Origin of the sequence: Amycolatopsis silviterrae (assembly GCF_042684085.1) — a bacterium.
In the GTDB taxonomy this organism is placed as follows: domain Bacteria; phylum Actinomycetota; class Actinomycetes; order Mycobacteriales; family Pseudonocardiaceae; genus Amycolatopsis; species Amycolatopsis silviterrae.
The window spans coordinates 448,585-475,275 of record NZ_JBHUKS010000006.1 but is presented as its reverse complement, the minus strand read 5'-3'; the positions used below and the strand labels follow the sequence as shown (position 1 = coordinate 475,275).

Genomic DNA, 26,691 nt, shown 5'->3' with positions numbered 1-26,691 from the left:
CCCGCCCGCCCCATACTGACCGCGCACCGGGCCGTTCCGAAGAAGGGCAACACCATGAGCCGCGACTGCGTGATCGAGGCCACCGCGATCACCCGGACGTTCGGCGCGGTGACCGCGCTCGACGAAGTGAGCCTGTCGGTCGGCCGCGGCCGCGTACTCGGTCTGCTCGGCCACAACGGCGCGGGCAAGACGACCCTGGTCAACGTCCTGGCCACGACGCTCCCCCCGACGTCCGGGTCCGCGTCGGTGGCCGGCTACGACGTGCGCCGCCAAGGCCCCGAGGTGCGCAGGCGGATCGGCCTCACCGGGCAGTTCGCCTCGGTGGACGCCGCGATCAGCGGACGCGCCAATCTGCTGCTGCTGGCCCGCTTGCTGGGCGCGAACCGGCGGCAGGCGGCCGAGCGGGCCGACGAACTGCTCGCGGTCTTCGAGCTGGCCGAAGCGGCCGGACGGCCCGCCCGCACCTACTCCGGCGGCATGCGGCGTCGGCTCGACCTGGCCGCGAGCCTGGTCGGACGGCCGGAGGTGATCTTCCTCGACGAGCCGACGACCGGACTGGACCCGACGAGCCGGAACACGCTGTGGCAGATCGTGGAAGGACTGGTCGAACAGGGCACCACGGTGCTGCTCACCACCCAGTACCTGGACGAGGCCGACCGGCTGGCGGACACGATCGCGGTCATGTCCGCGGGCCGGGTCGTCGAGTCCGGGACCGCCTCCGCGCTCAAGGCCCGGGTCGGCCAGCGCTCGGTGCACGTCCGGCTTTCGGTTGCCGCGCAAACGGATCCGGCGTGCGCGGCGCTGCGCCGCGCCGGACTGCAGCCGGCCGCGGCCGAGCCCGGCGCCGTCGTCGCTCCCGCCGATTCCGCGCGCGAACTCGCCGCGGTCATCCGCGCGCTGGACGAGGCGGGCATCGAGGTCGACGACATCGGACTGCGGGAACCCACGCTGGACGACGTCTATCTGACCCTCACCGCCCGCCATTCCGCGCTCGCGGCCTGACCCCCTCAGGAGCCTTGCCATGACCGCTTTTCCCGGCCCGGCCGCCGTCCCGGCCCGCTGGCCGTCGAGTTCGTTCGCCGCGCAGGCGGCCACGCTCACCTGGCGGCAGCTGCGCACCGCGGTGCGCGACCCGCAGGAGATCCTGTTCGGGCTGCTGCAGCCGACGGTGCTGCTGTTCCTGTTCACCCAGGTGTTCGCGATCCTGACCACGACCGCCGCCTTCCCGCCTGGACTGTCCTATGTGGACTACCTGATGCCGGCGATCCTGCTGAACAACGCGCTGCAGCAGGCGATGCAGTCCGGTGTCGCGCTGGTCGAGGACCTTGACAACGGCTTCCTCGCGCGGCTGCGGTCGATGCCGGTGCACCCGCTCGTCCCGCTGGTCGCGCGCAGCTTCGCCGGCCTCGGGTTCTGCGCGCTGCAACTGGTGGTGATGCTCGGCATCGCGATCGCGCTGTTCGGCCACCGGCCCGGCGGCAGCCCCGCGGGCGTGCTCGCCTCGCTCCTGCTGGCGCTGGTGGTCAGCTGGGGCGTCGGCTGGCCGTTCCTCGCGCTGGGCGCGTGGCTGCGGCGGGCGCAGACCATGCAGAACGTCAGTGTCGTCGCCGTGTTCCCGCTGATGTTCATTTCCAGCGCCTACGTGCCGATCTCCGCGCTGCCGGGCTGGACCCACACGCTCGCGCAGCTGAACCCGCTCACCTACGCCGTCGACACCATGCGGACCCTCGCCCTCGGCATCCCCGGCGGCGGGCTGGGCGCCGCCGGGCTGACCGTCGGCATCTGCGTCGTGCTCGCCGTCGTCGGCGCCCTCGCCGCCCTTCCCGGCTTCCGCCGCCCGCTCTGACCGGGAGCCGCGCGGCCCGCAAGCCACAAGCCCGGCTACGTCCGTGAGGGGAACCCTGAGGGAATCAGATTCCCTCAGGGTTCCCCTCACGGACGTAAAGATACGGGCAGGCGAGTATCAAGCGGGCATGCATCGCCGCCGGCGCCGCACGGCGACGCCGTTTCACCAAGCGACGAGCAGTTCCGTCAGCCCGGCGGCGAGTTCGTCGTCCGGTGCGACCAGTTCCGACACCGGCCGCACCAGGCGCAGGCCGGGGAACCGCTTCAGCAGCGCGGAAAACGCCACTCGCAGCTCCACTCGCGCCAGCGGCGCGCCGACGCAGTGCCAGATGCCCGCGGAGAAGGTCAGGTGCGGGTTCGACGGCCGAGCGAGGTCGAACCGGTCCGGCTCGTCGAAGGCGCGCGAGTCGGTATTCGCGAGCGACAGGTCGAGCAGCACCAGGTCGCCCGCCGGGATGCGGACTCCGCCGACGTCGAGGTCTTCGCGCGCGTAGTGCGGCATGATCACGCCGCCCGCGCTGGCGGTGCGCAGCAACTCCTCGACCGCGGCGGACATCAGCTCGGGATCAGCGGTCACCTTCGCGCGAAGGTCGTCGTCGCTGCACAGCCGCGCGACGCCGAACGCGAGATGGTTCACCACGCCGCGGGACCCGAAGATCACCCCGGCGACGAGGTTCGCGACCTCGTCGCCGGACAGTTCGGTCGCGCAAACGCCGGAGAGGAGATCGTCGCGCGGTTCCCGCCGCCTCAGCGCGATCAGCCGCCCCAGCGCGTCCGCTACCGGACCCAGCCCGTCAGTGTCACCGCCGAGCATGCTGACGTCCGCGAGCCGCCGCCCCACTTCCTCCCGGTCTTCGGCGGGAATCCCGATCAGCTCGCACACGACCGCCATCGACACCGGGTTGGTGAACAGCTCCTGCAGATCGGCAGGCGGCCCGTGGGCGGCCATGACGTCCGCCGCTTCGTCGACGATCGCCGCCACCGCGGGTTCGATCGCGAGCATCCGCTTCCGGGAGAAGTACGGGGTGAGCACCGATCGCATCAGGCGGTGCTCGGCGACCTCGTTCGCGTAGTCGGTCTGGCCGGCGGCCGCGTCGAGGATCGGCGAATCGATGAATTTGGGCGCGTTGGCCGGATCCGGGTGCGCCCGCCCGAGCTTCGCGCCGGCGAGCAGTTCCTTGATCTCGGCGTACCGGGTGATCAGCCACGCTTCGTCGCCGGCATAGGTCCGCACCCGGACCACCGCACGGGATTCCTGCAGCCGCCGCCAGTCCGGAGCGGGCTGGAGCACGGGAATGGGCAGAGCGGCCAGGCTGGGCAGGTCCTCGGCAGGACAGGGCATTTCAGTCTCCCTTGCACAGGGGCGGGGTGCGGTGGTCGGGGTTCACCAGGCGACGAGCAGGGCGGACAGCCCGCCGGCCAGCTGATCGCTCGGCGTGCTCAGCTCCGCCACCGGCCGGACCAGCCGCAGCTCGGGAAAACGCCGCAGCAGAGCGGAAAACGCCAGCCGCAGCTCCATCCGCGCCAGCGGCGCGCCGACGCAGTGCCACAGGCCGTGGGCGAAGGTCAGGTGCTGATTCGGGGTACGGGCGGGGTCGATCCGGTCCGGGTCGGCGAAGGCCCGCCGGTCGAAGTTGGCGAGCGCGAAGTCCAGCAGCACCAGATCGCCCGCCGCGATGCGGACGCCGGCCACTTCGAGGTCCTCCAGCGCGTAGTGCGGCATGGACCCGCCGCCCGCGCTGGACGTGCGGAGCAATTCCTCGACGGCGTCCGGGAGCAGTCCGGGATCCGCGGCGACCGCGGCGCGGAGCCGTTCGTCGCTGCACAGCCGCGCGACGCCGAAGCCGAGATGGCTGACCACGCTGCCGTGCCCGGCGAAGATCACGCCGGCCACCATGCCGGTGGCTTCGCCGTCGGGCAGCCCGGCGGCGCAGACCCCGGACATCAGGTCGTCTCGCGGCCGCGCGCGCCGCTCGGCGGCCAGCCCGCCGAGCATCGCCGACAGCGGGCCCTGCCCGCCGGCTTCGCTGCCGAGCAGGCTCGCCTCGGCCAGCCGCTTTCCCAGTTCGCCGCGCTCCTCGGCCGGAATGCCGATCAGCTCGCACAGGACCGCCAGTGACAGCGGGTTCGCGAATTCCTCCTGCAGATCGGCGGGCGGCCCGTGCGCGGCCAGCGCGGCCACCTCTTCGTCCACGATCCGCGCCACCGCGGGTTCGAGCGCGGCCATCCGATTGCGGGAGAAGTACGGCGCGAGCACCGTCCGCAGCCTGCGGTGGTCGGCGAGTTCGGTCGTGTGGTCGGATTGGCCCACGGCCAGGTCGAACATCGGGCTGTCGATGAATTTCGGCGCGTTCGCCGGGTCCGGATGCGTGCGCCCGAGCCTCGGGTCGGTCAGCAGCTTCTTGATCTCGGCGTACCGGGTGATCAGCCACGCTTCGTCGCCGGCATAGGTCCGCACCCGGACCACCGCACCGGATTCCTGCAGCCGCCGCCAGTCCGGAGCGGGCTGGAGCACAGGCATCGGCAAATCGGCCAGGCTGGGCAGGTGCTCAGCGGAGTTGGGCATGGTCGGGCTCCATTGCGGATTGACGACGTTCCCTCTTCGGTCCGAAGATCCCAGTGCCGCGGCCACGCTGTCAAAGCTCCTGACGAAAGGGTGTGGAAAGCACCAGATCCCCGAGATCGGCCGAGGCACGGACTCGGCGGCGAGCCGCCGGGTCTCTAGTGATTTCCTCGGCACGACGGGTGTCTACTGCTGCCACGACCCGGCGACGAGCCGCCGGTCCGCTCCGCTTCCGCCGTCCGAAGGAACGCCGACCATGAGCATCACCGGGACGAACTCCGACCGCTGGCTCCGCCGGTTCCGGCCGGCTCCGGCCGCCGCCCGCCGGCTGGTCTGCTTCCCGCACGCCGGGGGCTCGGCCAGCTTCTACCGGCCGGTCGCGGCGGCACACCCGCCTGGCATCGACGTCGTCGTGCTGCAGTACCCCGGCCGGCAGGACCGTTACCGCGAACAATGCCTGCCCACCGTCGAAACCTACGCCGACCAGATTGCGGAGATCCTCCGCGGCGAACCCGAGCTGCCGACAGTCTACTTCGGACACAGCATGGGCGCGTCCGTCGCGTTCGAGACCGCGTTGCGCACCGGCAGCGCTTCCGCGCTGGTGGTCTCCGGACGCCGCGCGCCGGCGACACGCCGGGCGGAGCACTTCCACCGGCTTGCCGACGCGGAACTGCTTCGGGAAGTCGAGCGGCTCGGCGGAACCGACACCGCGATGCTGGACGACGCGGAAATGCGCCGGCTGGCGCTGCACGCGATCCGCAACGACTACCGCGCGGCCGAAACCTACCGAGGCCGGCCCGAAGCGCAGGTCGATTGCCCTGTCGTCGCGCTGATCGGCGACGCGGACCCGAAAGCCACACTCGCCGAGGTGGACCGCTGGCGCGAGCACACCACCGCAGCCTTCCGCCGGAAAGCCTTCCCCGGCGGGCACTTCTACCTCACCGCACACGCGGCCGCGGTGAACCGGGAGATCTCCGGCGAACTCGCCCGGGCCGGCCGTGCTCCGCACTCCCGGCAGGATCGCGGCGCCACCGCGCCCCGCACCGGCATCTCAGCCGCTTCGAGCTGAACCGCCGCGGTGCCGCGCCGTCGGCACCGCTTCGGCGGGAGCGCGGGCGTGCCCGGCCCCGGCTCCGGGCGTCGCCGACTCGGCGGCCCGGTCCCCGCGGACCGGCCGCCGCACCCGGGATCACGAAGAACGGATGTATTCCGGCCGGACCCGCGGCGGCCAGTGCCCGAGGCTGAGGATTCCCATCGAATAGCCCTTCGACACCAGAGCCGGCCGGTTGGTCACCTTCAACATCCGCAGGAGGGTGGTGACGTGATACTCGATTCCGCCTCGCGACAGGAACAGCTTCGCCGCCAGTTGCACCGTGGACTCGCCTGTCGCGACGCCTTCGAGGATCCGGGCGTCGACGGGGCTCAGCAGCACCCGCTTGCCGCTGACCGCCGGCGGGACGCCCTCGGCGTCTTCCGGCTGCACCAGCGCCATCAGCCCGGTGACCCGGCCCGCGCCGCCGCGCACGCCGACGCCGACCAGCTCGCCGACGAACGTCCCTTCGCCCGCGCCGAGCGCCACGACCTGTTCGGCGAACCGCGAGCGGCCCCCCTCGCGCAGCCGGGTCAGCTGGTCCCGGACCTTCCCGTGCACGCTCGGGTGCAGGACGTCGCAGAACCCGCGGCCGCGCAGATCCTGGACGCTGCGGCCGAACTGCCGGGAGAAGAAGCGGTTGACGTCGGTCACCCGCAGCCCGAGGTCGAGGTTCGCGATGCACATTCCGGACTGGTCGAACAGCGACCGGTATCTGTCGCCGTGTTCGGCGGCGTCCGGAGAGCGCCCCATGGCCGCGGAGCGATGGGACACTGGATTCGAGCTCATCTGAACAGACCGTCCCTCTCATGCCGTTGCGTCATTCGATTTTCCATCGTCAGGAGTCGCGTTCGGGGAATCGCCGGGAATGCGCCGCGCGGCGCACCGCTCCCGGCGTGGAATCCAGGGCTCGGCGGCGAAAACTAGTCCGCCGAAGAGCCGCCGGCCAACCGCCCGAAGACCAACTCCTGGCAAACGACAGTGTTTGCTTGCTTGTTCGCGCCATCGCCCGGTGCCGGGCACCGGGCAACGCCGCCCAAGACAGCCGGAAGCGAGACGTGGAACTGCGTCGCGCGGACGGGGCTGCCGTTGCCCGCACCGGCTCTTCCCGGCCGTCGCCCGTGGCCGCGGACCCGGTCTGTCCTGGCGGACCGGCCAGGCCGGCGCCACCGCCGATCCGCATGCGCCGACTCTCGCCAGCCCTCCGCAGCGGCCGGAATCCCGGTGTGGAGCGAGGAGCAGCACGAGACCGCGGCCACGAGAACCCCCCGAAGGGCCTGCCGCGACAGTTCGCCGTCGCGGAACTCCGGCCCCGCTGGCTCGCTCAGGTGAGCAAACTCGGGACTGGCTGCCCGTTCGCCCGGACACGGCGGTTCGCACCTCCCGGGTTCGCCTCCGGCGAACCTCGGAGACCAACGACCCCGCATTGGCCCCTCCCGTCATGCGGACCTCGTGGCGTAAACAGTGGTGCTCCGGTGCTGAACATTACCGTCGAGGACGGTTTCCCGGCAAGATTTCCAGCACGAACATGCCCGTCCGCAAGGTAAGTACAGGCAGCCATTAGGCGCCCAGATGAGCGTCAATCATGCATATGAGTGAACCCGATACCGAACCAACCCCGCTCACTTGTGCGCATTTGTGCGAAAATACGCACACTGCGTCTCGCCGGCCGCAGCTCCGCCCGAACCACGCCAGCCTTTCGCACTACAGTTTCCGGCTCGATCGGCGATCACGGACACAATGCCGATATCGCGTTCCCCCCGGATTCCGCGCCCCGTTCGGCCACCCGCCGCTCCGGCACGCGGCGCAACCGTCGCGGCCATCCGGCCATCGATCTCGGACAAGCCCACACCACCCGAGCGCGAACACTGACTTTTCTTTGCCATACAATGAACTTTCGGCAATCTCACGCCAAACTCCAGCCACCCGTCCGCCGCCTCCCCACTGCGGAAATCGTTGCCGCACAAGAATTCGACACGCATCCGTGTCCAGCTTCAGCTGGGGCACAAGTGTTTCCGCACGTTCCCGCAGACCGGACATCGCCGCACCTCAGACGAATACGATCAACCGGACCGCTCGCGACGCACCTCGAAGCACATTGCCGGCACCGCGCGCCGAAGCAGGTCAGTTCACCGCTTTAGCGCGGCAACAGTGCACATTTCGGATCCGGAAAGAACGACCTTTCGGGAACCACGATGCCGATATGTGCTCACCTGCGCACCCAGCCCACCGTATCCGGAGTTACCGCGAAAACATCACCAAGCGACCGCGTTGCCTCCAGTTTCCGGAACAGTCGGTCGGGACCGGTGACGAAAACGGTTTCGACGCCCAGTTCAGCCAGTCCGGCGACCGCGGCCGGCCAATCCACCGGACGATCGAAGCCGTCAAGCAGCATGCCGCGGACCCCGGCCGCGGTGCGCACCACCCGGCCGTCCTGATCAGCGACAACCGGCAATTCCGGATCGGCCACCGCGCACCCGGCCAGCACCTCGGCCGCCGCTTCCCGCAACGGCGCGAAGCGCCTCGCGTGCATGGCCGGTCGCATCGCCCGCATGGCGTAGCCGCCCCGCCGCCGAACCGCCGACACCACTTCGCCGAGAACCGCCTCGCACACCGACACCATGACCGCGCCGTCGCCCAGGTCGGCCGAGACCTCCGCCCACTCCCCCCGTTCGCGGAGGCAGGCCAGCACTTCCGGAATCGCCTGGTCCGGCACGCGGACAAAGCACTGCGTCACGAAAGCCTCGGGCTGCGCGGCGAAATAGTCCCGCTCGCACCGAGCCCAGGCAGCGGTCAACCGGACCGCGTCGGCGAAACCGACAGCACCCGAGTACACCGCCGCGGCGCGCTGGCCGAAGCTGGGACCGACGCAAACACCCGGCGTCATCCCGTATTCGTGCTCGGCGCGCTCGGCCAGCGCGAGCGAACTCGCCAGAAAGGCCACCTGCGAAAACGGCCCGTAGTGCGCGGATTCGGCCCGGAACGCGGGCAGCACCGGCTCGCCCAGCACCTCGCCGGCGGCGGCCAGCCAGGGCCGGACGTAACGGTCGAGCACCAGGAACCGGCCGAGATCGTCGAACGTCGCCGGCGCCATTCCGGGAAAGAGCACCACGGCCGACCGGGTCACGCCGTCATCACCGATGCCCGTACGCCCGCGCCGACCGCATTTCCCGTACGCGAGAACCCGCCGCTCACGGCAGCCAGGCCGGTGCCTCGGCGGCCGGAAACGCCTCCGGCAGAACGGACTCCCGCGAGTCCGCCCCTCGCCCCGGGCGCTCGGCCACCCCGCGCGTTCCGCTCCCCGGGCACCTGTTTCCCCGGCACCCGGACGAGGTCCGAACCGCGGATCGACGCCAGCACACATCCTCTCCTCGCCTGAGGCAGCTCGTTTCGGCGCTGCCGGGGCTGCCCACATCCCAGCTTGCCTTGGCGGCAACCGGAAAAACCCCAGAGTTCGCCGCGCGCCCCGATCCGCTGCCGCACGAGTGCCAGAGCGGCGGGCGGGAGGACGCGTTCTCCCCGAAGCACATCGGTCCGCGCACCGCCGGAACGGCACCGGACGGAAGCGAGACGACGGCAACACCTGTCGCCGCCCGCACCGGCTTAAGCTGCGAGCATGGCCGACACGACATCGCCGACTCCGCAAGAAGCCTTCGACCTGCTCATGGCAGGCAACCACCGCTTCGTCACCAGCGCCCCGGAACACCCCAACCAGGACGCCGCCCGCCGCGCCGCGATCGCGCCGAACCAGCACCCGTTCGCCGTCCTGTTCGGATGCTCCGACTCCCGCCTCGCCGCCGAAATCATCTTCGACCGCGGCCTCGGCGACCTCTTCGTCGTCCGCACCGCAGGCCAGGTCATCGGCGGAGAAGTCCTCGGCAGCATCGAATACGGCGTCGACCTGCTCGACTGCCCCCTCGTCGTCGTCCTCGGCCACGACTCCTGCGGCGCCGTCGGCGCCGCCACCGCAGCCCTCGAAGACGGACTCGCACCCGTCGGCTACGTCCGCGACGTCGTCGAGAAGGTCACCCCCAGCGTCCTCGCCGCACGAGCAGCAGGCCTGACCGAACCGCACGAAATCCTCGCCGAGCACGTCAAGCACACCGTCGACCTGCTGCTGGACCGCTCCCGCGTGCTCGCCGACCGCGTCGCCGACGGCCAGGCCGCCGTCGTCGGCCTCCGCTACCGCCTCGCCGACGGCAGCGCCGAAATCGTCGCCGCACACGGCATCGACGCCGCCACCGCCAACGCGGTGCCCTGACCGGCCCGTTCAAGGGTGCGGCCCATCCCCTTCCTCGCCGGAAGCGACGAACAATCTAAGCCGGGTGCCTTCATTCGGCGGCGAACCGGGCCTCCACCGTCGACCCGGACGGGTCCGAGTGCATCCGCACCAGGTCCGCGAGATGGTTCACCGGCAGGAGTCCCCGGCCGCGGACCTGATGGGGAGGAGCCGGAAGGCGACCGGCCATCGGATCCGCCAGCCACCCCTTGTCCCGAACCTGGCACACCAACTGCCCGCCGGCGAAGCCCAGCCGCACCACCGCGGATCCGCTCCCGTGCTCGACGCTGTTGACCGCCAGCTCCGGCACCGCCATCACCGCGTTCTCGACCCGATCCTCGGCGAGGCCGTGCCGCCGCGCGGTCTCGGCGGTCACCACGCGGAGGTCGACGAGGTCGGGCTCGGCGACGACGAAGGACCGGGCACCGGGCGGTGGCGGCAGTTCGCGGTTGTAGCCAGCGACCACCGCGTCCGGCGTGTACCCGCCGCTCACGCACGCTCCCGCGCCGTCGATCAGACACGGGTGTGTCCGGACCGCGTCCGCCAGCTCGACGGGTCCCAGAGCCGCAGCGTCATAGGGGCACAGGATGGTCGCCCAGCGGCCCTCGAACGCCAGGTTGATCAACGCCTCGTGCTGCGCGCACGCCGGGTACTCCGCCGGCGACCGGCCCGCCAAGACCGGCTCCCCGACGATCCGCACGTGCCGGTCCGGATGCCCGTCGGCGAACGCACGCAGCACGCCCGGGATGATCCGGCCCGGATTGCGGCCCGCCTCGGTCATGTCGACCAGCAGCACCCTCCCGGCGTCCGCGCCCAGCTCGGCCCGCACCAGGCGCACGTGCTCCGGCGGCACGGCGACTGCGACCGGTTCGCCCGCCGCCAGCCCGTCGCGGGCAAAAGGGACGAGGCCCGCCAGGAACTCGTCAGCACTGCGGTAGAACAGCGCCGCGTGCAGGAACGCTCGGTCCGGTGTCACGGACGCCCCGCCCGAAACGCCGGGTTCTTCGCCGGCATCACATCGTCGAGGTCGGCATCGCCGAGCAGAATCTGGTCGGCGATGCCGCCGGGCTCGCGGCCTGCGGCATGAAACCGTTCGTCGTCTCGCCCGCGTGTTTCCTGACCGCCCGGTCGCTCGAACAGCTCAAAGTGGACGTGAGCTACGGCCGCAATCCGGTCCGGCTCATCGGGATCAGCGCGGGGATCAGCTACGGAGCCCTCGGCGCCTCGCACCACTCCATCGCAGACTACGCGGCGCTGCGTGCGATGCCCGGCATCCCGATCGTGGCGCCGGCGGACAACTGCGAGACGGAGGCAGCTGTCCGGTCCGCGGCGGCAACCGACGGACCCGTGTACATCCGGCTCGGGAAGCGGGCATTGGCGTGCGTGCACACCAGCCGGTCCGGGCCGGTGACGGTCGAGCACGCCACACAGCTGCGGGCAGGCGGCGACGCCGGAATCATCGCGACGGGCGAAACCGTGGCGATCGCACTTGAAGCCGCGAAAGCGTTGGAGCGCAAGGGGGTCGACACGACTGTCGTCAGCATGCCGACCGTGCGGCCGCTCGACACGGGCACGTTGTTCGAGGTCGCCCGGCGAGTTCGCGCACTCGTGACGGTCGAGGAGCACAGCGTGCACGGCGGTCTGGGCGAAGCCTGTGCGACGGCGCTGATGACCGGAGGGATCCCGGTCCGGTTCCGGTGCCTCGGCATCCCGGACGAGCCGATCGTCAACGGTCCCCAGCTGGACGTCCTCTCCCACTACGGCATCGGCCCGGACAAGCTCGCCGGGCTTGCCCAGGAGTTGCTGACGTGAGCGGGACAGCCGGCTGGACAGCGCTCACGAGGCTGCCGGAGAAGGCCGCCGCGTACGGTGCCGACCCGCTTCCCCGGACGGCGATGGCCATCGCCGCCGGGCTCGCGGGCGACGTCGCCGCCCGGCTGTGGGACCTGGCCCTGGTCGTGGTGAAGCCGGAGGCGCTGGTGAGCGGGCGGATGGCGGCCGTTCGCCGTTTCCTCGACGCACATGGACTGTCGGTCGTGTCCTCGTTCGACGTCGAGCTGGACGCGGCCCGGTCGAATGCCCTGTGGTCCTACCCGTGGGTCAAGGCGACCACCGATCGGATCCGTCTCCACGTGATGATGTCGGAACGAGAACCGTCGAGGTGCCTGCTCGTCCGCCGGAACGCGCGCGGCGGCCGCACTCCGCTGACGATGTGGCTCGCCGAGCGCAAGGGCTCGTCGAACGGGAACAGGCGGACAGACGGGCAGCTTCGCGCCGTGCTGGGAATGACGAACCGCATGATCGCGTTCGTCCACTGTCCCGATGAGCCGGCGGACCTCCTGCGCGACATGTACGTTCTCGGTGGTCTGCCCGCAGTGGAACTGCTCTTCGCGGCGCCGTCGATGCCCGAGACACCCGCGGACCAGGCTCCGCCGCGAGGCTGGACCGATCTGAACCTGACGGCACTTCTCGACCAGCTGACGCCGCGCGGACGAGAGCAGATGCGGACGCGGCTGGCAGCGCGAAACGAGCGAGGCGAGGTGGTGGGTCTGGACCAGGCTCTTCGCGACCTCCGCAGCTGGGGAGCGCGCGGGCGGTGGACTGAGTGCGCGCTGGCGGCCGAACTGATCCAGCACGACCGGCCAGGCGTCGCGAGTGCGTTCGACCGCCTCTCGGTCGAGCAGCTCTGCGCCCTCTGGCGGGACTCCGCACCGCCCCGCTCCGACCACCCCCTCCGGACGAGCGAGGTCGGCTGAGCACTGGCGGATTCCTCACGACGGCGACCGCGGCGTGTCGGCGGGCGATCATCCCGCGGCGCACTCGCTGTCCGCTCGAGAGCCGGCCGTGACATACACCGCCAGCTCTCTTTGCCCGTCCGCCGAAAGCGTCCTGAAACCGGGGGCGACCGCAGATTCGCCCCCGGTTTCACGACCCGCCGTGCGGAGCCGACCGGTGCGTCAGCCGCGGCGAATGGTGATGTCGGGAATCGCGTGGGACCCCAGGTGCGAGATGATCCGGGCGGCAGCCGCCGAGCCGAGGTGGGCGCATTCGTGGAGGCCCGCTCCTCGCGTGAGACCGTGCAGGAAGCCCGCGGCGTAGGCGTCCCCGGCGCCTGTGGTGTCCACGACCGCGGCGGGGACGGCGGGAACCTCGTACTGCACGCCCGCTCCGGCCACCACGGAACCTTTCTCCCCGCGAGTGACCACAAGAATCTCGCAGGCACCGCGCAACTGTGCCACCGCGGCGTCCGTTGTGGACACTTGGCACAGCGAGCGAATCTCGTCCTCGTTCGCGAACAGCACGTCCACTCCCGAACGCACCAGGTCGAGGAACTCGGCACGGTGGCGTTCGACGCAGAAGCCGTCGGACAAGCTGAGCGCGACCCGGCGGTCCGCCTGGTGCGTGAGGGACATCGCCAACCGGAAGGCGTCTTTCGCCCGAGGGCGATCCCAGAGGTAACCCTCGAGGTAGGTCACCGCCGCCGACGCCACCTGCCGGGCATCGATGTCCTCAGGCCCCAGTTCCGCGCACGCGCCCAGGTAGGTGCACATGGTTCGTTCGCCGTCCGGAGTGATTGCTCTGTGCCGTCCTAGTTCTTGGCCACGATTCCGTTGTGGATCAGCGAAGTCAGCATGTCGACGGCCTCGTCGGCGGACGGCGCGGAACGGGCTCCGGTTCCCCCCGGGGCCCGTCCGTCGGTCGCCAGCCAGACGTAGGCGAACTGCAACAGCATGCTGCTCAGAGCGGACGCGAGCAAGGCCGGCTCGCCCGCGAGCGCGACACCGCGTTTCTCCAGGTGCTCCAGATGCTGGTGCAACATGGTGGTGTTGAGCCATTCGCCGAACCCTGCGGTCACCCCTTCGTCCACCATGGACGCCTGGAACATCGCGACCATGACCGGCAAGTGCGAAGTGTAGGTGCGCCAGAAGACCTCGATGTGCGCGCGCAGCTGCGACCGGTCGGACAGGTCGTGTTCGTCCGCGGCGCAGTCCATGGCGGCGGCCCCGGCGGCGGCGTCGGACTGGAAGTCGGCGATCAACGCCTCCAGCAGCTCCTCTTTGCTCGCGAAGTGGTCGTAGAACACGCCGGCCGAACGACCCGCCTCGGCCAGGATGTCCGTGATCTTCGTGGCCAGATAGCCGCGCTCGGCGAACAGTTTCCTGGCCGCTTCCTTGAGGGCGAGCACGGTCTGTTCTGCCTTGGCCTTGCGGATCCCCTGACTCTGCGACCCCTTCATGGCCTTCCTTCCCCTCCCGGTTGTTGACGGCGACCGTAACAGGAAGTATAACCGAACCGTATTTCGCCGAATATGGTTTCGGCCTCGGATCTCACGAGAAGGCGTCGCGCACATGACGAACCCCACGGCCACGCCAGTGCCCACCACCAGTCCTCCCCCTCCCGCGACCCGGTGGTGGGGCCTGGTGGTGATCGCGCTCGCCCAGTTGGTGGTGGTGCTGGACACCACGATCGTGACCATCGCGCTTCCCACGACCCAGCAGGACCTGGGCATGTCGGACGCGAGCAGACAGTGGGTCGTGACGGCCTACACCCTCGCCTTCGGCGGCCTGCTGCTGCTGGGCGGCCGGATCGCCGACCTGGTCGGCCGCAAGAAGACCCTGCTCGTCGGGGTGGCCGGGTTCGCCGCGGCCTCCGCGCTCGGCGGGGCCGCGATGAACCCGGGCATGCTGATCGGCTCCCGCGCGCTGCAGGGGCTGTTCGCCGCGCTGCTCGCGCCGTCCACCATGTCCCTGCTGGTCACGATGTTCACCGACCATCGCGAACGCGCCAAGGCGTTCGGCATCTTCAGCGCGGTGCTGATCTCCGGCGGAGCCGCGGGGCTGATCCTGGGCGGGGTGTTCACCCAGTACCTGGACTGGCGCTGGTGCCTCTACGTCAACGTTCCCATCGCGGTCGCCGCCGGCGTCGGCGCGGCCTTGGTGCTGCCCAATGTCCCCGGCCAGTCCGGAGCGCGGATCGACATCGCAGGAGCGATCACCGGCGGCGGCGGGATGGCCGCGCTGGTGTTCGGCTTCGGGCAGGCGGCCGCGTCCGGCTGGACCTCGGGCCTGGTGCTCGGCACGCTGGCCGCCGCCGTGGTGCTGCTCGCGCTTTTCATTGTGCTGCAGAGCAAAGTGCGTCATCCTCTGCTGCCGCTGAAGGTGGTCTCGGCACGCAACCGGGTCGGCGCTTTCCTGTCGGTCGCGCTGAACTTCATCGGCACGTTCGGCATGTTCCTGTTCGTCACTTACCAATTGCAGACGGTCATGCACTACTCGCCGATCCAGGCAGGCTGCGCCTTTCTGCCGCTGATGGTGATGAGCGCGGTCACCGCAACGCAGATCGTCGCCCGGCTGCTGCCGAAGGTCCCGCCGCGAGCGCTCATTTCCCCCGGCCTGCTGATCGCCGCGGGAGGCATGTTCCTGCTGACGTTCCTGACGCCGGACAGTTCGTACCTCGCGCACATCCTGCCCGCAGAAATCCTGGTCGGCCTCGGGTCCGGCGCGGTCATGTCGCCGAGCCTGAACACCGCCACTCGCGAGGTCGCCCCCAGCGACACCGGCGTAATCTCGGCGTTCGTCAGCACGTCCCAGCAGATCGGCGCGTCGATCGGCACCGCGTTGCTCAACACCATCGCCGCCGGCACCACCGCGTCCTACCTGGCGGCGCACGCGACGGCCGGCCAGATCGAGGGAAACGTGTACGGCTACCGGACTGCCTGCGGCTGGGCGGCGGGCATCCTGGTCGTCGCGGCGGTGCTGGCGGCAGTTCTCATCAACACCCGACCGCAACCGCAGCGGCACTGAGCTGTGAGTACCTCGGAGACCGGCCGCTGCGCCGCGCGCGGCCGCCTGGTGGCGGACGGGCTCGGGCTCGGCTTCAGCGGTGCGGTGCACGTTCCCGGCAGCGCGCGGTACGACGCGCTGCGGCGGCCTTGGCGTCGGGAGATCGACCAGCGGCCGCTTGTGGTCGCGGAGGCCGCGACCGCACAGGACGTTCGTGCGGCGGTTCGGACAGCACGCGACCATGAACTGCCGTTCGCTGTGCAGTCGACAGGTCACGGCACTGTCCGGCCCTGCGACGGCGGGCTGTTGCTGGCCACGCCGCGGCTGAACCACATCGACATCGATCCCTCCCGCCGGGTCGCGCGCGTGGGAGCCGGAGCGCTGTGGGGCGATGTCGTTGCCGCCGCGGCGAAGGTGGGCCTCGCACCGCTGTCCGGGTACTGCCCGGAAGTCGGAGTCGCCGGCTACACGCTCGGCGGCGGTTCCGGCTGGCTGTCCCGGAAGCACGGGTACGCGGCCGACAGCCTGCTACGGGCCGAGGTCGTGACGGCCGACGGGGACGTCCTCACCGCGGACGCCTCCCAGAACGCCGAACTGTTCTGGGCGTTGCGAGGCGGCGGCGGGAACTTCGGCGTGGTGACCGAGCTGTCGATGCGGCTCTACGCGGTGTCCCGCGTCTACGCCGGGCTCAAGTTCTTCGACGGCGGCAACGCCGGAACGCTTCTCCGGACCTACCGGGACTGGGCCGCGACCGAACCGGACGACCTCAGCACATCCGTGTTTCTCCTCACCCTCCCGCCGGAGGTACCCGCGCCGTTGGGCGGCAAGCAGGTCGTCTGCGTCGGAGCGTGTTCGCTCGCCGCGCCCGCCGTCACCGAGCAGTGGCTGGCGCCGCTGTGGGCGGCCGGCGGACGCCCGCTCACGGGCGAGCTCGGCCCGATGACCTATCCGGAGCTGCTGAGGATGTTCGGGCCGCCGGAACCGTCGCAGGCCGCTCGTGAACGCATAGACATGTTCACCGAGCTGTCCGATCCGGTCGTCGCCGCGTTGACCGGCGACCTCGTCGACGCTTCGACAGCGGTGAACATCCGGCACTGGGGCGGGGCGATGGCCCGGCCGGACGCCGGAGCCGGCCCGGTCGGCCACCGCGACGTCCCTTTCTCGGTGTTGCTGAAGTCCGCCGCGACCAGTTCGCGGATCGGCGATCTGATGCTCGCCAACGAGCTGGCACCGCACCGGACCGGCGGGGCAGTGCTGAACTTCCTCACCGATCCGCGGCTCACCGCAACGGCATACACCCGGGAGGACTATCGGCGCCTGACCGCGTTGAAACGTCGGCACGACCCGGGAAACCTGCTGGGGCACAACCACAACATCCCGCCCGGTTAGCGGGAAGCCGAGTTCGGAATCGAAGATGGTGCGGCCGCGACGGGCGCGGCGGCGGAGTGCGCCGCGGTGATCGAAACCCTGCCGGCATTGCCGCCGCGGCACAGCGCTCGCGCAACGCGGCCGGTTGTCAGCGGCCCACCATCTTCGTGGGCAGCTCGGTGCGGCGAGTCACCCTGAGCTTGCGGTAAACCTTGGTCAAGTGCTGCTCGACAGTACTGACCGTGATGTAGAGGGTGCGGGCGATCTCCCTGTTGGTGTGCCCGGCCCCGGCCAACACCGCGACCCGCCGTTCAGCCTCGCTGAGCACCGACTCCTGAGAGCCGCCGCCCGTCGCGACGGGGGTGTCCGGCACGGTGCGCAGCTCCGCGTGGCAATCCCGGGCGACGTTGCCTGCCCGCCGGATCAGCGTCCTCGCCCGCGAGTAGTCCTTGAGCAAGGAGTACACGTGGCTGAGGTCGGTCAGCGACCGGGCCATCTGGAGCCGGTCCCCGCATGGGCAACCCGGAACGTCCCGTCGTGGCGGTTCTCGGCGACGGGTGCACGATGTTCGGCCTGCAGGGACTCTGGTCGGCGGCCCGGTACCAGGTCCCGGTGACGTTCGTCGTCATGAACAATGGCGAGTACCGCACCCTCAAGGAGACGCTCGACCGGTGGGAGAGCCGCGCTACCGCGATGGGCCATTATCCCGGCCTCGACCTTGCCCCGCCCCACCTCGACTTCACCAAAGCCGCCGACTTCTTCGGCATCTCGGCCACCCGCGTGCGCGACACTGCCCACCTCACTGACGCTCTTGGCAGGGCGATCGCATCCGATGCGCCGTCTCTGGTCGAAGTCCTTGTCACCGGACACCGCCCCCATTGACGGTGTCCCACCGACGGGAGCGCTGCCGGACACAGCCGCGGCTTCCCCGGCCGGCGCCCGTGTCAGGAACCGGCGATACGTCTGCACTTGTTCTCCGGAAGGCGGTCCGGCCACTCAAGTCTTCGTCCACATCGGACAGCTGCGGACGCAGCCCGGACCGCTGTTTCTCCGTGGCCCGGCCGACCCGTCCGGCACAGCCTCCTTCAGCTCATGGATCTCCGGAACGTCCCGTCCCACCGGACGCCGCCGCCGCTCAGCTGGTCCGCTCAGCCTCGGCGAGCAGCTCCGCACGCACCGCTACGACCTGCCTGCTCTGCCGTTCAGCATCGACGTTGATCGGTGATCAACGTCGCAGCGGCAACAGTGTGGATAGTGTCCCCCCTCGGACACACACGTTAGACACGTGGGGAGAGGCGGTCACTACGACCGCCTCTTTTTCATTGTCATAGCGGAGTTGTGCGCCGAGACCCCGGTAGACCCGCGTGATCCGCTCCGGCGTCCGCGAGTTCAGCACTCGGGCCACGTCGTCCACCGAATCCAGCCGCGCGTACACCTCCGCCGCCTCGATCACGGTCGCCTTGGGCAAGTGCTGCAACTCGGCGCGCGCCGCCTCCCGCTCCGCCTTCGCCGTGTTGATCGCCTCGACCACAGCAGCCGGATCCACAGCAGCCGGGTCCACGCCCGCCTCGATCGCCGCCTGATGGCGGCGCAACCGCGACTCCGCATCAGCCAGCCGCTTCTCTGCTGACTCCCTGCCGGTCGGGTGCGCCCCATTTGGTCTCCAGGGCGATCTGCGCGCGTCAGCCCGCGGTCCAAAGCCGGAGTTTGTCCGGGTTGCGCACTCCCCAGATGTGCTTGATCCGGCCGGCTGCGATCTCGAACGCCAGTACTGCCGTGGTGACGCCGTCCGCCTGGAGCACCAAGCCGGGCTGGCTGTTGACCGTGCGCTCCAGGATCGCCAGTGCGGGGGTGCCGCTGACGAGATCGATCAGGTAACGCGCGATCCGTTCGCCGCCTTCGACCGGATGGAGCGCGGCGCTGATGAGGCCGCCGCCGTCGCCGATCGCGAGAGCGTCAGGGTCGAGGAGGCCGATGAGGACGTCGATGTTCTTGGCTTCCCAGGCCAGCCTGAAATCCCGGACGATGCCGCCGAGCTGCGCCGCCGGGGCCGGGCGGGCCTGCGACGCACGGATGCGGCGCCGGGCCGAGGAGGCGAGCTGGCGGCACGCGGCGGGCGTACGGCCGACGATCCCGGATACTTCGGCGAAGGAGTAGCGAAAGACATCGTGCAGGACGAACGCGACGCGCTCGGCCGGGGTCATCGTATCGAGCACGACGAGGAAGGCCATGGTGATCGACTCGTCGAGGGTGACCCGGTCGGCCGGGTCACCGTCAGGTCGCGCGGAGGCCCACTCCGCGCGGTCGGGCACCGGCTCCGGGATCCATTCGCCCACGTAGCGCTCCCGCCGGGCCCGTGCCGACCCGAGCAGGTCGAGGCAGATCCGGCTGGCGACCGTCGTCAGCCAGGCTCCGGGGGACTCGATGGCCTCCTGCTCTTGCCGGGACAGGGCGTACCAGCGAGCGTAGGTCTCTTGCACCACATCCTCGGCGTCGGCCAATGAACCGAGCAGCCGATAGGCGAGGTTGATCAGCTGCCGTCGCTCACCCATGATCGCGCTCAGGCTCGGATCGAGCCCGCTGTCCGCCGGCTCGGCTGGGGTGGTCATGGTGTCCCGCTTTCCTCTGGTGCGTCCGCTCTCAGCGGTCCGACGAGACACCCTGCCGAAATGTCAGGCGACGTGCCGGCCTCACGTTTGGCGAGGGTGTCTCGTCGTACCACTGAACCAAACACCGTCCCGGCTAGGAGCGACCAAGCATGACCACGATGACCGCGCTGAGCGAGCTGACCGGCGACTACGTTCTCGACACCGCCCGTACGCGGATCGGGTTCGTCGCCCGGCACACGATGGGCACCAGAGTGCGCGGCCGGTTCGACGAGTTCGAAGGCAGTGCGCACCTGGACGGCGGCGACCCGTCGAAATCCGGCGCACGGCTCACGATCCAGGCGCAAAGCATCCAGACCGGCAACGAGCGGCGCGACGAGCAACTGAGCAGCAAGTTCCTGGGCGCCGGCGACCACCCGGCCATCACGTTCACCTCGATCGCGGTGGACCAGGTCGGCGAGACCGCCTTCAAGGTCGCCGGCGACCTGGCCATCCGCGGCGTGACCAAGCCGGTCGCCGTGGACTTCGAGCTGACCGGTGCCGAGAACGACCGGATGGGCGACCTGCGGGTCACCTTCCGGGGCGGCGTCACGATCAGCCGCGGCGACTGGGGGGTGAACTGGAACGTCGCGACCAGTGCCGCGGTCGGCGGCAAGGTGCGGCTCGAGTTCGACGTCGCCGTGGTCCGGCAGGCCTGACCAGGACGGAGGGAACGTATGCGGGTACGCATCGTCACGATCAACGTTCAGAACACCGAGGGTGACCCCCGGCGCGCCGGCCTGCTCAACCAGGAGTTGCGCCGGTTGGCTCCTGACCTGGTCGCCCTGCAGGAGGTCGTCGAGGGCGACGGGCGGCGGCAGCTCGACGAGTTGCTGGAGGGCACCGGGCTGCTCGGCACCCATCAGGCCACCGAGCTGGCCTACGCGCCGCCGTTCGCCGATCGCTACGGCGGCAACGCGGTGGCCACCCGCTGGCCCCACCAGGTCGTGGAGGTCCTCGATCTGCGCCTGGCGGGGGCCGGCGACGTTCCTTGGTGCACGCTGGCGGCCAAGGTCGCGCTTCCGGACCTGGGCGAGCTGTTGTTCATCTCCGCCACCGCGTCCTGGCGGCTGGACGCCGAAGCCGTTCGCGAGCAGCAGGCCCTCGCGCTCGCCGATCTCGACGCCCGGCACCGCACCGACCTGCCGACGATCATCGCGGGCGACTTCAACGCCGGTCCGGACGCGTCCAGCATCCGCTTTCTCACCGGGCGCCAGTCGCTCGGCGGGCGCAGTGTTCACTACCACGACGCCTGGGAAGTCGCCGGCGACGGGCCGGGCCATACCTGGAGCGCCGACAACGGCAACGCCGCCGCCCTGCTCGACCAGGTCGTGCGCCAGCCAGGGCACCGCCGCCGGCTCGACTACGTGTTCACCGGTTCCTGGCACGCCCATCCGAAAGCACGCTGCGAGATCCGCACGGCCGGCCTCGCCTTCGACCAGCCCGCCGATGGGATCTGGCCGAGTGACCACTACGGCGTCGTCGTCGACGTCGAGATCGACCGGGACACGTGATCCGGTGCTGCCTGCGGGCCTGGCTCACCCCTCCGGTGGGAACCAGGCCCGCAGGGTTTTCATGTCGATCGGAAGCGAGATGTGCTCGTGCGTGATCAGCCACGCGCCGTTCGACCGCCGGCAACCGACGGTCGAGCGCACCCAGATCGAGGTTTCCAGCCCGTTCGTGCGCTTCCCGGAATCCAGGTGAAGCATGTGCGCGAACGCGACGTCGCCGCTCACCGCGACCTCAAGGTCGTGCGTCCGCAGGCTGATGGGTCCGTCGTAGCCGCCGAACCACCGCACGAAGTTGCCGCGGACCTCGTCGGTTCCCGCGAACCGGAGCGGGGGAACGACATCGTAATAGACAATGCCGGGCGAATAGTGGGACATGAGCCGATCGATGTCTTTCACCTTCGCGGCTTCGATTCGGCTCGCCAAGAATTCCCTGATGCCGGTATCGATCGACGTCATCGTGTTCTCCCTTTCGCCGTTCAAGAACCCTGACCGCGACCCTTTCGGCCGGCGATGGTCCCTGTGGTTTCAGTAGTCCGACGACGCAACCCACCGAATTGTCAGGCGGCACGACGTTCTCGCCGCAGGGAGTCATCACCATCGTGGTCATCCGCTCAGCTCCGGAAGGCTCGGCGGCCCACGCGCCGAAGGTGAGCGCAGGGCGGTCCAGCACCCGTTCCACCGTGTCCGCGGTCGGGCCCGATCGCTGGGCATAGTCGGCCGGCGAGCCCAGCAGCCGCGCGGAACCTCTTCGGGGAGCCCTTGCGCGAGCATCGCCTGGCGGACGCTCTCGGGCGGAAGCTCCTCGAACGAGCTGTCCGGCGCGCCGGGGATGGACACACGCCGGGCGGCGGAATCCTGATTGTTTCGATGCCCACGTCCGCCAGGACGGCATCGAAGGACGCCGCGAACTGGCCAACCCGGTCGCGGATGAGAATTCTGAACTCGTCGCCTCGATCGCCGGGCTCCATCACGAGGTTGCGGATCTGCTGTCATCGTCGGGGCCGGCGTGCGCAGGAACTGCCGCCAGGTCGTGTCGGTACGTCGGTCCGGCGCCGGAGGCATGCGCGCCCGCTGCAGAATCCGCCGGACCGTCGAGGACCCGGCCCGGTGGCCAAGCTTGAGCAGCTCACCCTGGATCCTCTTGCGGCCCCAGCTGTGGTTCCTGCAGCCATCCGTTCGATCAGCCCGGCGAACACAGCCCGGCCAGCCCCATCCAGACGAGGTTTCGGGTTGCCTCCGCGCTGTACGGCGACCTCGTGGCGCAGCACCAGCAACTCGATGTTCTCGGACGCTGACGAACGACCGAGCGACACCAGCAGGCCCACCAGCAGGAGGAAGATCAGGCAGAGCAGACGCAGCGACCTGGCCGACGATCCTGCCCTACCCGCCGAACAAGCCATCGCCGCAGGTCAGACAGGCAACGACTCCCCCGGCACCTTGAGATTCCCCACCGCACCCGGCCTCGGCCGCCTTGATGAAGGGCAACAACCGCTCAGCGTAGTTCGAGGATCTTCGTGCTCACCGCGCCTCGGTCGATCTTGCCGTTGGCGTTCAACGGCAGTTCGGCGAGGACGGTGATCCGGCGCGGGACCATGTACTCGGGCAGCCGGGTGCGCAACGCGGCCAACGCCGATTCGGGGTCGATTCCCGTTCCCGCGCACGCCGCCTCAAGCACGGGCTCTTCGCCCTCTGCGGCGAGCATCACCACGATCGCATCCACGACTCCCGGCAGATCGCGCAGCGCTGATTCGATTTCGCCGAGCTCGATCCGGTAGCCGCGAATCTTCACCTGGTGGTCCAGCCGTCCCCGGTGGACGAGCAGCCCGTCCTCACGGGAGACGCGATCACCGGTCCGGTACCAGTGCTCCGGGGTTAGTGGCCGCTCGCCATCGTGGACTCGGGCCAGGCCGTTCTCGATGGTCAGGAAGCGTCCGACGTTGTCGGCCGGGTCTAGGTAGCCGTTGAATCTCTGCGCGCCGCGGACGACCAGTTCCCCGCTGTCCGCGGGTTTGCCTGCCGCGTCCAGGATCCGATGTTCGGTCCCGGGGTACAAGTGTCCGATGGGGACAGTGCCGTTCGTCGGGGTCGGCCACTGGCCGGAGTCCGGGGGAAGCCGGTACTCGGAGCAGCTGATGGTGCATTCGGTCGGGCCGTAGAGATTCTCCACGACGCTGTGCGGCGCGGCCGCCGCCCAGGCTCTGGCGTGCGCCAGGGTGAGCGGTTCGCCGCAGAACAGGCTCCAGCGCAAGGTCGGCATGCTGCCCGGCTTCAGCGCCCGCATCCGTTTGGCGAAGGACACCATGGACGGCACCGAGAACCAGTGGGTGATCTCCTTCCGCACCACGAACCGGACCGGGGCCAGCAGGTCGCCGCGGGCCGGCACGACCAGGGCCGCGCCGGTGCTCCACGCGGTGAACATGTCGAAGACCGACAGATCGAAGGTCAGGTCGAAGGTCTGCGACACCCTCGCGCCCGGCCCGAAATCGTAGCGTGCGATGACGTGGTCCAGGTACGCGGACACGTTGGCATGCGTGATCGGCACGCCTTTCGGGGTGCCGGTCGAACCCGAGGTGAACAGGATGTACGCGGTGGACGTGGGGTCGTCCCGGTGCTCTGGTACCAGGACGGACTGCGGGGCGGGATCGTCCAGCGGGATCGCCGGCGGGCCGAGGTCGTCGGTGCCGCCGAGCACCAGCCCGACCGCGCCGGCTTGGACGATCTGCTTGTTCCGGGTTGCCGGAGCGGCCGGGTTGAGCGGCACTACTGTCCGCCCAAGCCGTTGCACCGCAAGGTATCCGGCGAAGGTCGCGGGCGTTCGCGCGGCGGTGAGACCGATTCGGCCCGGTGGCGCTCCCCCGGTCGCGGCCATGATCCCGGCGGCCATCCGTTCGGCGGCCTCGGCGAGTTCGCGGTAGCTGAGCCGCTCGTCGCCGGCCTCCAGCGCGGGCAGGTCGCCGAATCTCTCGGCGGAGTCCGCGAAACGCCGGTACAGCGTTCGAGTCGGTACGCGGGAACCGGTCACGAGCGGGCCTTGCCGAGCAGCGGCTCGAGCGCGTCGGCGACGGCCTCCAGCATCAGCTCGGTGGTGCCGCCGCCGATCCCGAACACCCCGGCCTCCGCTCGGATCCACTGGGCGCCGCCCGGGGAGTAGCCGTCCGCGCCCTGCAGCTGCGCGCACCGGGACAGCACTTCGTCCACCGCCGGGCCGACGGCGGCCTTCAGCAGCGCGCCCTCGGCGAGGCCCTGGCCCGTCACGACGTCCTCGCCGACGACCTCGGCCAGCGCCCGCACCTGATGCACCCGGACCAGGCACCGGGCGAGATCCTGGCGAACCGCTGCGTTGTCCGCCAACGCGGTGCCGTCGATCTCCCGTCCCCGCAACCGCTCGCGGGTGTCGGCGAGCACCCGGCTGGTCATCGCGACCGCCCAGAGCGCGCCGCCGAGCCGTTCACCGCCCATGATCCGGGCGAACGAGGCCAATCCCCTGCCCCGGCGGCCGACAAGACGTCCAGGGTCCAGGCGAACCTGGTCGAACTCGATGTGCGCGGTGGCCGAACCGGCGAGCAGAGTCGTGCTGGCCGGTGTGATCCGCACTCCGGGGGCGTCCGCGGGAACCAGCACCCAGGTGAAGTTCGTGAAGTGCCGTCCGGGTCCGTGTTTGGCCAGTACCAGCAGTTCGTCGGCGGCGCCGGCCGAGGTGATCCAGCGCTTCTCGCCGGAGAGCCGCAGTTCGCCGCCGTCGGCCGCGATCTCGGTGCCGAGCCCGGCGAGGTCGGAACCGGGGGCGGCGGCATCGGTCGCGGCCAGCGCGAGCATGGTTCCTCCGGCGAGCGCACGGTCGTGTACGGCCGCGAGCACGGTGCCTGGCTTCGCCTCGGCGCCGAGCAGGGGCACCGCGCTCGCCGCGTGAACCAGCACGCTCAAGGTGATTCCGTTGTCGCCGCGGGCATCGATCGCCCGCAGCAGCGCGCCGAGCCGGGCGGGGTCGACGACACCCGCCGGGTACAGCCCGGCGAGTGCCCCGGCTTCCCCGAGCGCGCGCCATACCGTGCCGATCCCGGCGTCCGGTCCCAGTCCTCGCAGCGCCTCCGAGATCCGGTCCTGATAACCGTCTACAGTGGACATCGCGGCCTCGTCAGGCAAAGCGGACCTCCGGGTCGAGCAGCGCGAGCCTGCCGTCGGCGAGGTGCAGCCGGTCGTTGCTGTAGTTCAGCGACGCGGAGCGCAGGTCCCGCAGGGCCTGTTCGAGCCGGGTCCGCGAACCGCGGAGGTAGCCGTGCCGCATGCCGACCGCGTCGATGAGTTCGTCGACCGCGCGGTAGCACTCGTCGGCGGCGGTGATCTTCAAAGCGTTCAGCTGCAACTGGATTCGCGGGGTGCTGAGGTCGGCGTGAGCGGTGACGGAGGTCGTCGCGGCGGACAGCAGCGCGTGCACCGTGTCCAGCCGCTGCCGGGCGCGGGACAGCCGGGTCAGCAGCAGTTCCGAGCCGAAGTCGATCCGGCCGCGTTCCTTCGGCGAGCGCAACATCCGCAGCACCCGGGACAGCGCGCCGGCCGCGGTGCCCAGCCAGGCCGCCGACCAGCCCAGGTGCGCCATCGGCGCGAAGACCGACGAGGTGATCTGCGCGAACCCGCCGGGCTGCCCGACGACCTGGTACGCCGGGACCCGCCCGCGCAGGCGCAGGGCGACGCTGTGGCTGGCGCGCATCCCGAGCGGCTGCCACTCGCCGGACCGCTCGATCTCCAGTTGGGCGCGATCGGCGTAGACCAGCGAAACCTCGTTCGGGGACGCGGCGGCCGCCCCGAGCATCTTGACCAGGAAGCCGTCCGCCGCCTCTCCCCCGGTGACGATCGGGGCGAAACGGTCGATGACGAGGTCGTCCCCGGCGACGTCGAGCGCCGCCTGCGCGGTGAGCAGGTCTCCGCCGTTGCCTGCCTCGGTGGTGACTGAGGCCAGATAGCAGCGGCCCCCGGCGACCTGGGGCAGAACCAGCTCGCGCAGCCGATCCCCGCCGTGCCAGGCGATGGCGGCGACCTGCTGGCAGTGCATGGCGAAGATCATCGCCACGGACAAGTCGGTCCGGCCGAGTTCGACGCTGGCCTCGACCATGTCCGCGACCGTCCCGTTGAGACCGCCGTACTCGCGCGGGACGAGCAAGCCGAGCAGCCCGCCCCGGCGCAGTTCAGCGAGTGCTTCCTGGGGGAAGGTCGCGTCGCGGTCGGTCCGTTCGCGGTGCTCCCCCGCGACCTCGGCGACCCGGGCGACCCGGGCATCCAGGTCGGCCAGGTCGGCCACGGGCACTTCGAGACCCTCGCCGGCGGCCGTGACGCCGACGTCCGCGGCGCTCACGCCGAGCCCTCCGGCAGCTGCGCCTTCCGCAGTTCCGCGTGCACGACGTCCCACAGACTTCCCGCGGTGGCAAAGGTTTTCTCGTTCATCTGCTCGTCCGGCAGGGTGACGCCGAACTCGTCCTCGATGGCGAACAGGAGCTCGATCGACTGCATCGAGTTGAGGCCGAGTTCGCGCAGTACGGAGGCTCGTTCGAGGACGCGATCGCCCCGGAACCGGAGAAACGGGGCCAGCAGTTCGGTGAAGCGGGGATCCAT

26 protein-coding genes are annotated in these 26,691 nt (G+C 70.3%); 11 read left to right on the top strand and 15 right to left on the bottom strand.

Going from position 1 to position 26,691, the window contains the following annotated elements:
- The first annotated feature begins 54 nt into the window (after window positions 1-54).
- Both ACFSVL_RS11120 and ACFSVL_RS11115 read left to right on the top strand, forming a co-directional pair.
- Entirely contained in the window at window positions 55-1,002 is a 948-nt protein-coding gene (locus ACFSVL_RS11120; protein WP_378303136.1) for an ATP-binding cassette domain-containing protein, read from the top strand.
- Window positions 1,003-1,021: 19 nt separating this feature from the next.
- A complete protein-coding gene (locus ACFSVL_RS11115; RefSeq protein WP_378303134.1) occupies window positions 1,022-1,846 on the top strand; it encodes an ABC transporter permease in 825 nt (274 codons plus the stop codon).
- A 162-nt stretch (window positions 1,847-2,008) separates the two neighbouring features.
- On the opposite strand, the gene ACFSVL_RS11110 is transcribed toward ACFSVL_RS11115, so the two are convergent.
- Both ACFSVL_RS11110 and ACFSVL_RS11105 read right to left on the bottom strand, forming a co-directional pair.
- Window positions 2,009-3,187: a cytochrome P450 gene (locus tag ACFSVL_RS11110; protein WP_378303132.1), complete on the bottom strand. Its 1,179-nt coding sequence runs from the start codon at window positions 3,185-3,187 to the stop codon at window positions 2,009-2,011.
- A gap of 42 nt (window positions 3,188-3,229) precedes the next feature.
- The gene (locus tag ACFSVL_RS11105; protein ID WP_378303130.1) at window positions 3,230-4,411 is read right to left on the bottom strand and encodes a cytochrome P450; all 1,182 of its coding nucleotides are present in this window, start codon (window positions 4,409-4,411) and stop codon (window positions 3,230-3,232) included.
- A 253-nt stretch (window positions 4,412-4,664) separates the two neighbouring features.
- Between ACFSVL_RS11105 and ACFSVL_RS11100 the strand changes: the two genes are divergently transcribed.
- Window positions 4,665-5,477 carry a thioesterase II family protein gene (locus tag ACFSVL_RS11100; protein ID WP_378303128.1) on the top strand — a complete coding sequence of 271 codons (813 nt, stop codon included), beginning with the start codon at window positions 4,665-4,667 and terminating at the stop codon, window positions 5,475-5,477.
- A gap of 120 nt (window positions 5,478-5,597) precedes the next feature.
- Here the strand turns inward: ACFSVL_RS11100 and ACFSVL_RS11095 are convergent, their stop codons facing one another.
- Entirely contained in the window at window positions 5,598-6,287 is a 690-nt protein-coding gene (locus tag ACFSVL_RS11095; protein WP_378303126.1) for a PAS domain-containing protein, read from the bottom strand.
- Window positions 6,288-7,707: 1,420 nt separating this feature from the next.
- Window positions 7,708-8,625 carry an acyltransferase domain-containing protein gene (locus tag ACFSVL_RS11090; protein ID WP_378303124.1) on the bottom strand — a complete coding sequence of 306 codons (918 nt, stop codon included), beginning with the start codon at window positions 8,623-8,625 and terminating at the stop codon, window positions 7,708-7,710.
- 489 nt (window positions 8,626-9,114) lie between these two features.
- Between ACFSVL_RS11090 and ACFSVL_RS11085 the strand changes: the two genes are divergently transcribed.
- On the top strand, window positions 9,115-9,759 hold the full coding sequence (locus ACFSVL_RS11085; RefSeq protein WP_378303122.1) for a carbonic anhydrase: 645 nt from the start codon (window positions 9,115-9,117) through the stop codon (window positions 9,757-9,759).
- 70 nt (window positions 9,760-9,829) lie between these two features.
- Here the strand turns inward: ACFSVL_RS11085 and ACFSVL_RS11080 are convergent, their stop codons facing one another.
- Window positions 9,830-10,753: an anti-sigma factor RsbA family regulatory protein gene (locus ACFSVL_RS11080; RefSeq protein ID WP_378303120.1), complete on the bottom strand. Its 924-nt coding sequence runs from the start codon at window positions 10,751-10,753 to the stop codon at window positions 9,830-9,832.
- On the opposite strand from ACFSVL_RS11080, the gene ACFSVL_RS11075 reads away from it, so the two are divergent.
- Window positions 10,747-11,589 (top strand): transketolase family protein, encoded by an 843-nt coding sequence (locus tag ACFSVL_RS11075; RefSeq protein ID WP_378303118.1) that lies wholly within the window; start codon window positions 10,747-10,749, stop codon window positions 11,587-11,589. The genes ACFSVL_RS11080 and ACFSVL_RS11075 overlap by 7 nt on opposite strands.
- The gene (locus tag ACFSVL_RS11070) at window positions 11,586-12,533 is read left to right on the top strand and encodes a hypothetical protein (protein ID WP_378303116.1); all 948 of its coding nucleotides are present in this window, start codon (window positions 11,586-11,588) and stop codon (window positions 12,531-12,533) included. The genes ACFSVL_RS11075 and ACFSVL_RS11070 overlap by 4 nt, the downstream gene beginning before the upstream one ends.
- Window positions 12,534-12,734: 201 nt before the next feature.
- On the opposite strand, the gene ACFSVL_RS11065 is transcribed toward ACFSVL_RS11070, so the two are convergent.
- Together ACFSVL_RS11065 and ACFSVL_RS11060 are read right to left on the bottom strand one after the other, a co-directional pair.
- The gene (locus tag ACFSVL_RS11065) at window positions 12,735-13,352 is read right to left on the bottom strand and encodes an adenosine kinase (RefSeq protein ID WP_378303167.1); all 618 of its coding nucleotides are present in this window, start codon (window positions 13,350-13,352) and stop codon (window positions 12,735-12,737) included.
- 14 nt (window positions 13,353-13,366) lie between these two features.
- Window positions 13,367-14,014, bottom strand: coding sequence for a TetR/AcrR family transcriptional regulator (locus tag ACFSVL_RS11060; protein WP_378303114.1), 648 nt, complete (start codon window positions 14,012-14,014; stop codon window positions 13,367-13,369).
- 112 nt (window positions 14,015-14,126) lie between these two features.
- Between ACFSVL_RS11060 and ACFSVL_RS11055 the strand changes: the two genes are divergently transcribed.
- Both ACFSVL_RS11055 and ACFSVL_RS11050 read left to right on the top strand, forming a co-directional pair.
- Window positions 14,127-15,581, top strand: a complete 1,455-nt coding sequence (locus tag ACFSVL_RS11055) for an MFS transporter (RefSeq protein ID WP_378303112.1) — start codon at window positions 14,127-14,129, stop codon at window positions 15,579-15,581.
- 3 nt (window positions 15,582-15,584) lie between these two features.
- The gene (locus ACFSVL_RS11050; protein ID WP_378303111.1) at window positions 15,585-16,949 is read left to right on the top strand and encodes an FAD-binding oxidoreductase; all 1,365 of its coding nucleotides are present in this window, start codon (window positions 15,585-15,587) and stop codon (window positions 16,947-16,949) included.
- A gap of 127 nt (window positions 16,950-17,076) precedes the next feature.
- Here the strand turns inward: ACFSVL_RS11050 and ACFSVL_RS11045 are convergent, their stop codons facing one another.
- Window positions 17,077-17,424 carry a helix-turn-helix domain-containing protein gene (locus tag ACFSVL_RS11045; RefSeq protein WP_378303109.1) on the bottom strand — a complete coding sequence of 116 codons (348 nt, stop codon included), beginning with the start codon at window positions 17,422-17,424 and terminating at the stop codon, window positions 17,077-17,079.
- 17 nt (window positions 17,425-17,441) lie between these two features.
- On the opposite strand from ACFSVL_RS11045, the gene ACFSVL_RS11040 reads away from it, so the two are divergent.
- Window positions 17,442-17,810: a thiamine pyrophosphate-dependent enzyme gene (locus ACFSVL_RS11040; RefSeq protein ID WP_378303107.1), complete on the top strand. Its 369-nt coding sequence runs from the start codon at window positions 17,442-17,444 to the stop codon at window positions 17,808-17,810.
- 343 nt (window positions 17,811-18,153) lie between these two features.
- Here ACFSVL_RS11040 and ACFSVL_RS11035 read toward each other — a convergent pair whose 3' ends face one another.
- Window positions 18,154-18,522 (bottom strand): hypothetical protein, encoded by a 369-nt coding sequence (locus ACFSVL_RS11035; protein WP_378303105.1) that lies wholly within the window; start codon window positions 18,520-18,522, stop codon window positions 18,154-18,156.
- 88 nt (window positions 18,523-18,610) lie between these two features.
- Window positions 18,611-19,537, bottom strand: a complete 927-nt coding sequence (gene sigJ / locus ACFSVL_RS11030; protein ID WP_378303101.1) for an RNA polymerase sigma factor SigJ — start codon at window positions 19,535-19,537, stop codon at window positions 18,611-18,613.
- A gap of 149 nt (window positions 19,538-19,686) precedes the next feature.
- On the opposite strand from sigJ, the gene ACFSVL_RS11025 reads away from it, so the two are divergent.
- Together ACFSVL_RS11025 and ACFSVL_RS11020 are read left to right on the top strand one after the other, a co-directional pair.
- Window positions 19,687-20,232 carry a YceI family protein gene (locus ACFSVL_RS11025; RefSeq protein ID WP_378303099.1) on the top strand — a complete coding sequence of 182 codons (546 nt, stop codon included), beginning with the start codon at window positions 19,687-19,689 and terminating at the stop codon, window positions 20,230-20,232.
- 18 nt (window positions 20,233-20,250) lie between these two features.
- Entirely contained in the window at window positions 20,251-21,087 is an 837-nt protein-coding gene (locus ACFSVL_RS11020; RefSeq protein WP_378303097.1) for an endonuclease/exonuclease/phosphatase family protein, read from the top strand.
- Between the two features lie 24 nt (window positions 21,088-21,111).
- On the opposite strand, the gene ACFSVL_RS11015 is transcribed toward ACFSVL_RS11020, so the two are convergent.
- The 5 genes from ACFSVL_RS11015 to ACFSVL_RS10995 all read right to left on the bottom strand — a co-directional run bounded on the left by ACFSVL_RS11015 (window position 21,112) and on the right by ACFSVL_RS10995 (window position 26,691).
- Window positions 21,112-21,540, bottom strand: coding sequence for a YybH family protein (locus ACFSVL_RS11015; RefSeq protein WP_378303095.1), 429 nt, complete (start codon window positions 21,538-21,540; stop codon window positions 21,112-21,114).
- 1,036 nt (window positions 21,541-22,576) lie between these two features.
- On the bottom strand, window positions 22,577-24,106 hold the full coding sequence (locus ACFSVL_RS11010) for an AMP-binding protein (RefSeq protein ID WP_378303094.1): 1,530 nt from the start codon (window positions 24,104-24,106) through the stop codon (window positions 22,577-22,579).
- Window positions 24,103-25,209 (bottom strand): acyl-CoA dehydrogenase family protein, encoded by a 1,107-nt coding sequence (locus ACFSVL_RS11005; protein ID WP_378303092.1) that lies wholly within the window; start codon window positions 25,207-25,209, stop codon window positions 24,103-24,105. Before ACFSVL_RS11005 ends, ACFSVL_RS11010 begins: the two co-directional genes overlap by 4 nt.
- A gap of 10 nt (window positions 25,210-25,219) precedes the next feature.
- Window positions 25,220-26,434 (bottom strand): acyl-CoA dehydrogenase family protein, encoded by a 1,215-nt coding sequence (locus tag ACFSVL_RS11000; protein WP_378303090.1) that lies wholly within the window; start codon window positions 26,432-26,434, stop codon window positions 25,220-25,222.
- Entirely contained in the window at window positions 26,431-26,691 is a 261-nt protein-coding gene (locus tag ACFSVL_RS10995; RefSeq protein WP_378303088.1) for a phosphopantetheine-binding protein, read from the bottom strand. The genes ACFSVL_RS11000 and ACFSVL_RS10995 overlap by 4 nt, the downstream gene beginning before the upstream one ends.

What these genes read in the sequence shown, in the direction of transcription:
- ACFSVL_RS11120 (WP_378303136.1), top strand. Translation starts at nt 55, where the DNA reads ATGAGCCGCGACTGCGTGATCGAGGCCACCGCGATCACCCGGACGTTC.
- ACFSVL_RS11115 (WP_378303134.1), top strand. Translation starts at nt 1,022, where the DNA reads ATGACCGCTTTTCCCGGCCCGGCCGCCGTCCCGGCCCGCTGGCCGTCG.
- ACFSVL_RS11110 (WP_378303132.1), bottom strand. Translation starts at nt 3,187, where the DNA reads ATGCCCTGTCCTGCCGAGGACCTGCCCAGCCTGGCCGCTCTGCCCATT.
- ACFSVL_RS11105 (WP_378303130.1), bottom strand. Translation starts at nt 4,411, where the DNA reads ATGCCCAACTCCGCTGAGCACCTGCCCAGCCTGGCCGATTTGCCGATG.
- ACFSVL_RS11100 (WP_378303128.1), top strand. Translation starts at nt 4,665, where the DNA reads ATGAGCATCACCGGGACGAACTCCGACCGCTGGCTCCGCCGGTTCCGG.
- ACFSVL_RS11095 (WP_378303126.1), bottom strand. Translation starts at nt 6,287, where the DNA reads ATGAGCTCGAATCCAGTGTCCCATCGCTCCGCGGCCATGGGGCGCTCT.
- ACFSVL_RS11085 (WP_378303122.1), top strand. Translation starts at nt 9,115, where the DNA reads ATGGCCGACACGACATCGCCGACTCCGCAAGAAGCCTTCGACCTGCTC.
- ACFSVL_RS11060 (WP_378303114.1), bottom strand. Translation starts at nt 14,014, where the DNA reads ATGAAGGGGTCGCAGAGTCAGGGGATCCGCAAGGCCAAGGCAGAACAG.
- ACFSVL_RS11055 (WP_378303112.1), top strand. Translation starts at nt 14,127, where the DNA reads ATGACGAACCCCACGGCCACGCCAGTGCCCACCACCAGTCCTCCCCCT.
- ACFSVL_RS11045 (WP_378303109.1), bottom strand. Translation starts at nt 17,424, where the DNA reads ATGGCCCGGTCGCTGACCGACCTCAGCCACGTGTACTCCTTGCTCAAG.
- ACFSVL_RS11040 (WP_378303107.1), top strand. Translation starts at nt 17,442, where the DNA reads ATGGGCAACCCGGAACGTCCCGTCGTGGCGGTTCTCGGCGACGGGTGC.
- sigJ (WP_378303101.1), bottom strand. Translation starts at nt 19,537, where the DNA reads ATGACCACCCCAGCCGAGCCGGCGGACAGCGGGCTCGATCCGAGCCTG.
- ACFSVL_RS11025 (WP_378303099.1), top strand. Translation starts at nt 19,687, where the DNA reads ATGACCACGATGACCGCGCTGAGCGAGCTGACCGGCGACTACGTTCTC.
- ACFSVL_RS11020 (WP_378303097.1), top strand. Translation starts at nt 20,251, where the DNA reads ATGCGGGTACGCATCGTCACGATCAACGTTCAGAACACCGAGGGTGAC.
- ACFSVL_RS11015 (WP_378303095.1), bottom strand. Translation starts at nt 21,540, where the DNA reads ATGACGTCGATCGATACCGGCATCAGGGAATTCTTGGCGAGCCGAATC.
- ACFSVL_RS11005 (WP_378303092.1), bottom strand. Translation starts at nt 25,209, where the DNA reads ATGTCCACTGTAGACGGTTATCAGGACCGGATCTCGGAGGCGCTGCGA.
- ACFSVL_RS10995 (WP_378303088.1), bottom strand. Translation starts at nt 26,691, where the DNA reads ATGGATCCCCGCTTCACCGAACTGCTGGCCCCGTTTCTCCGGTTCCGG.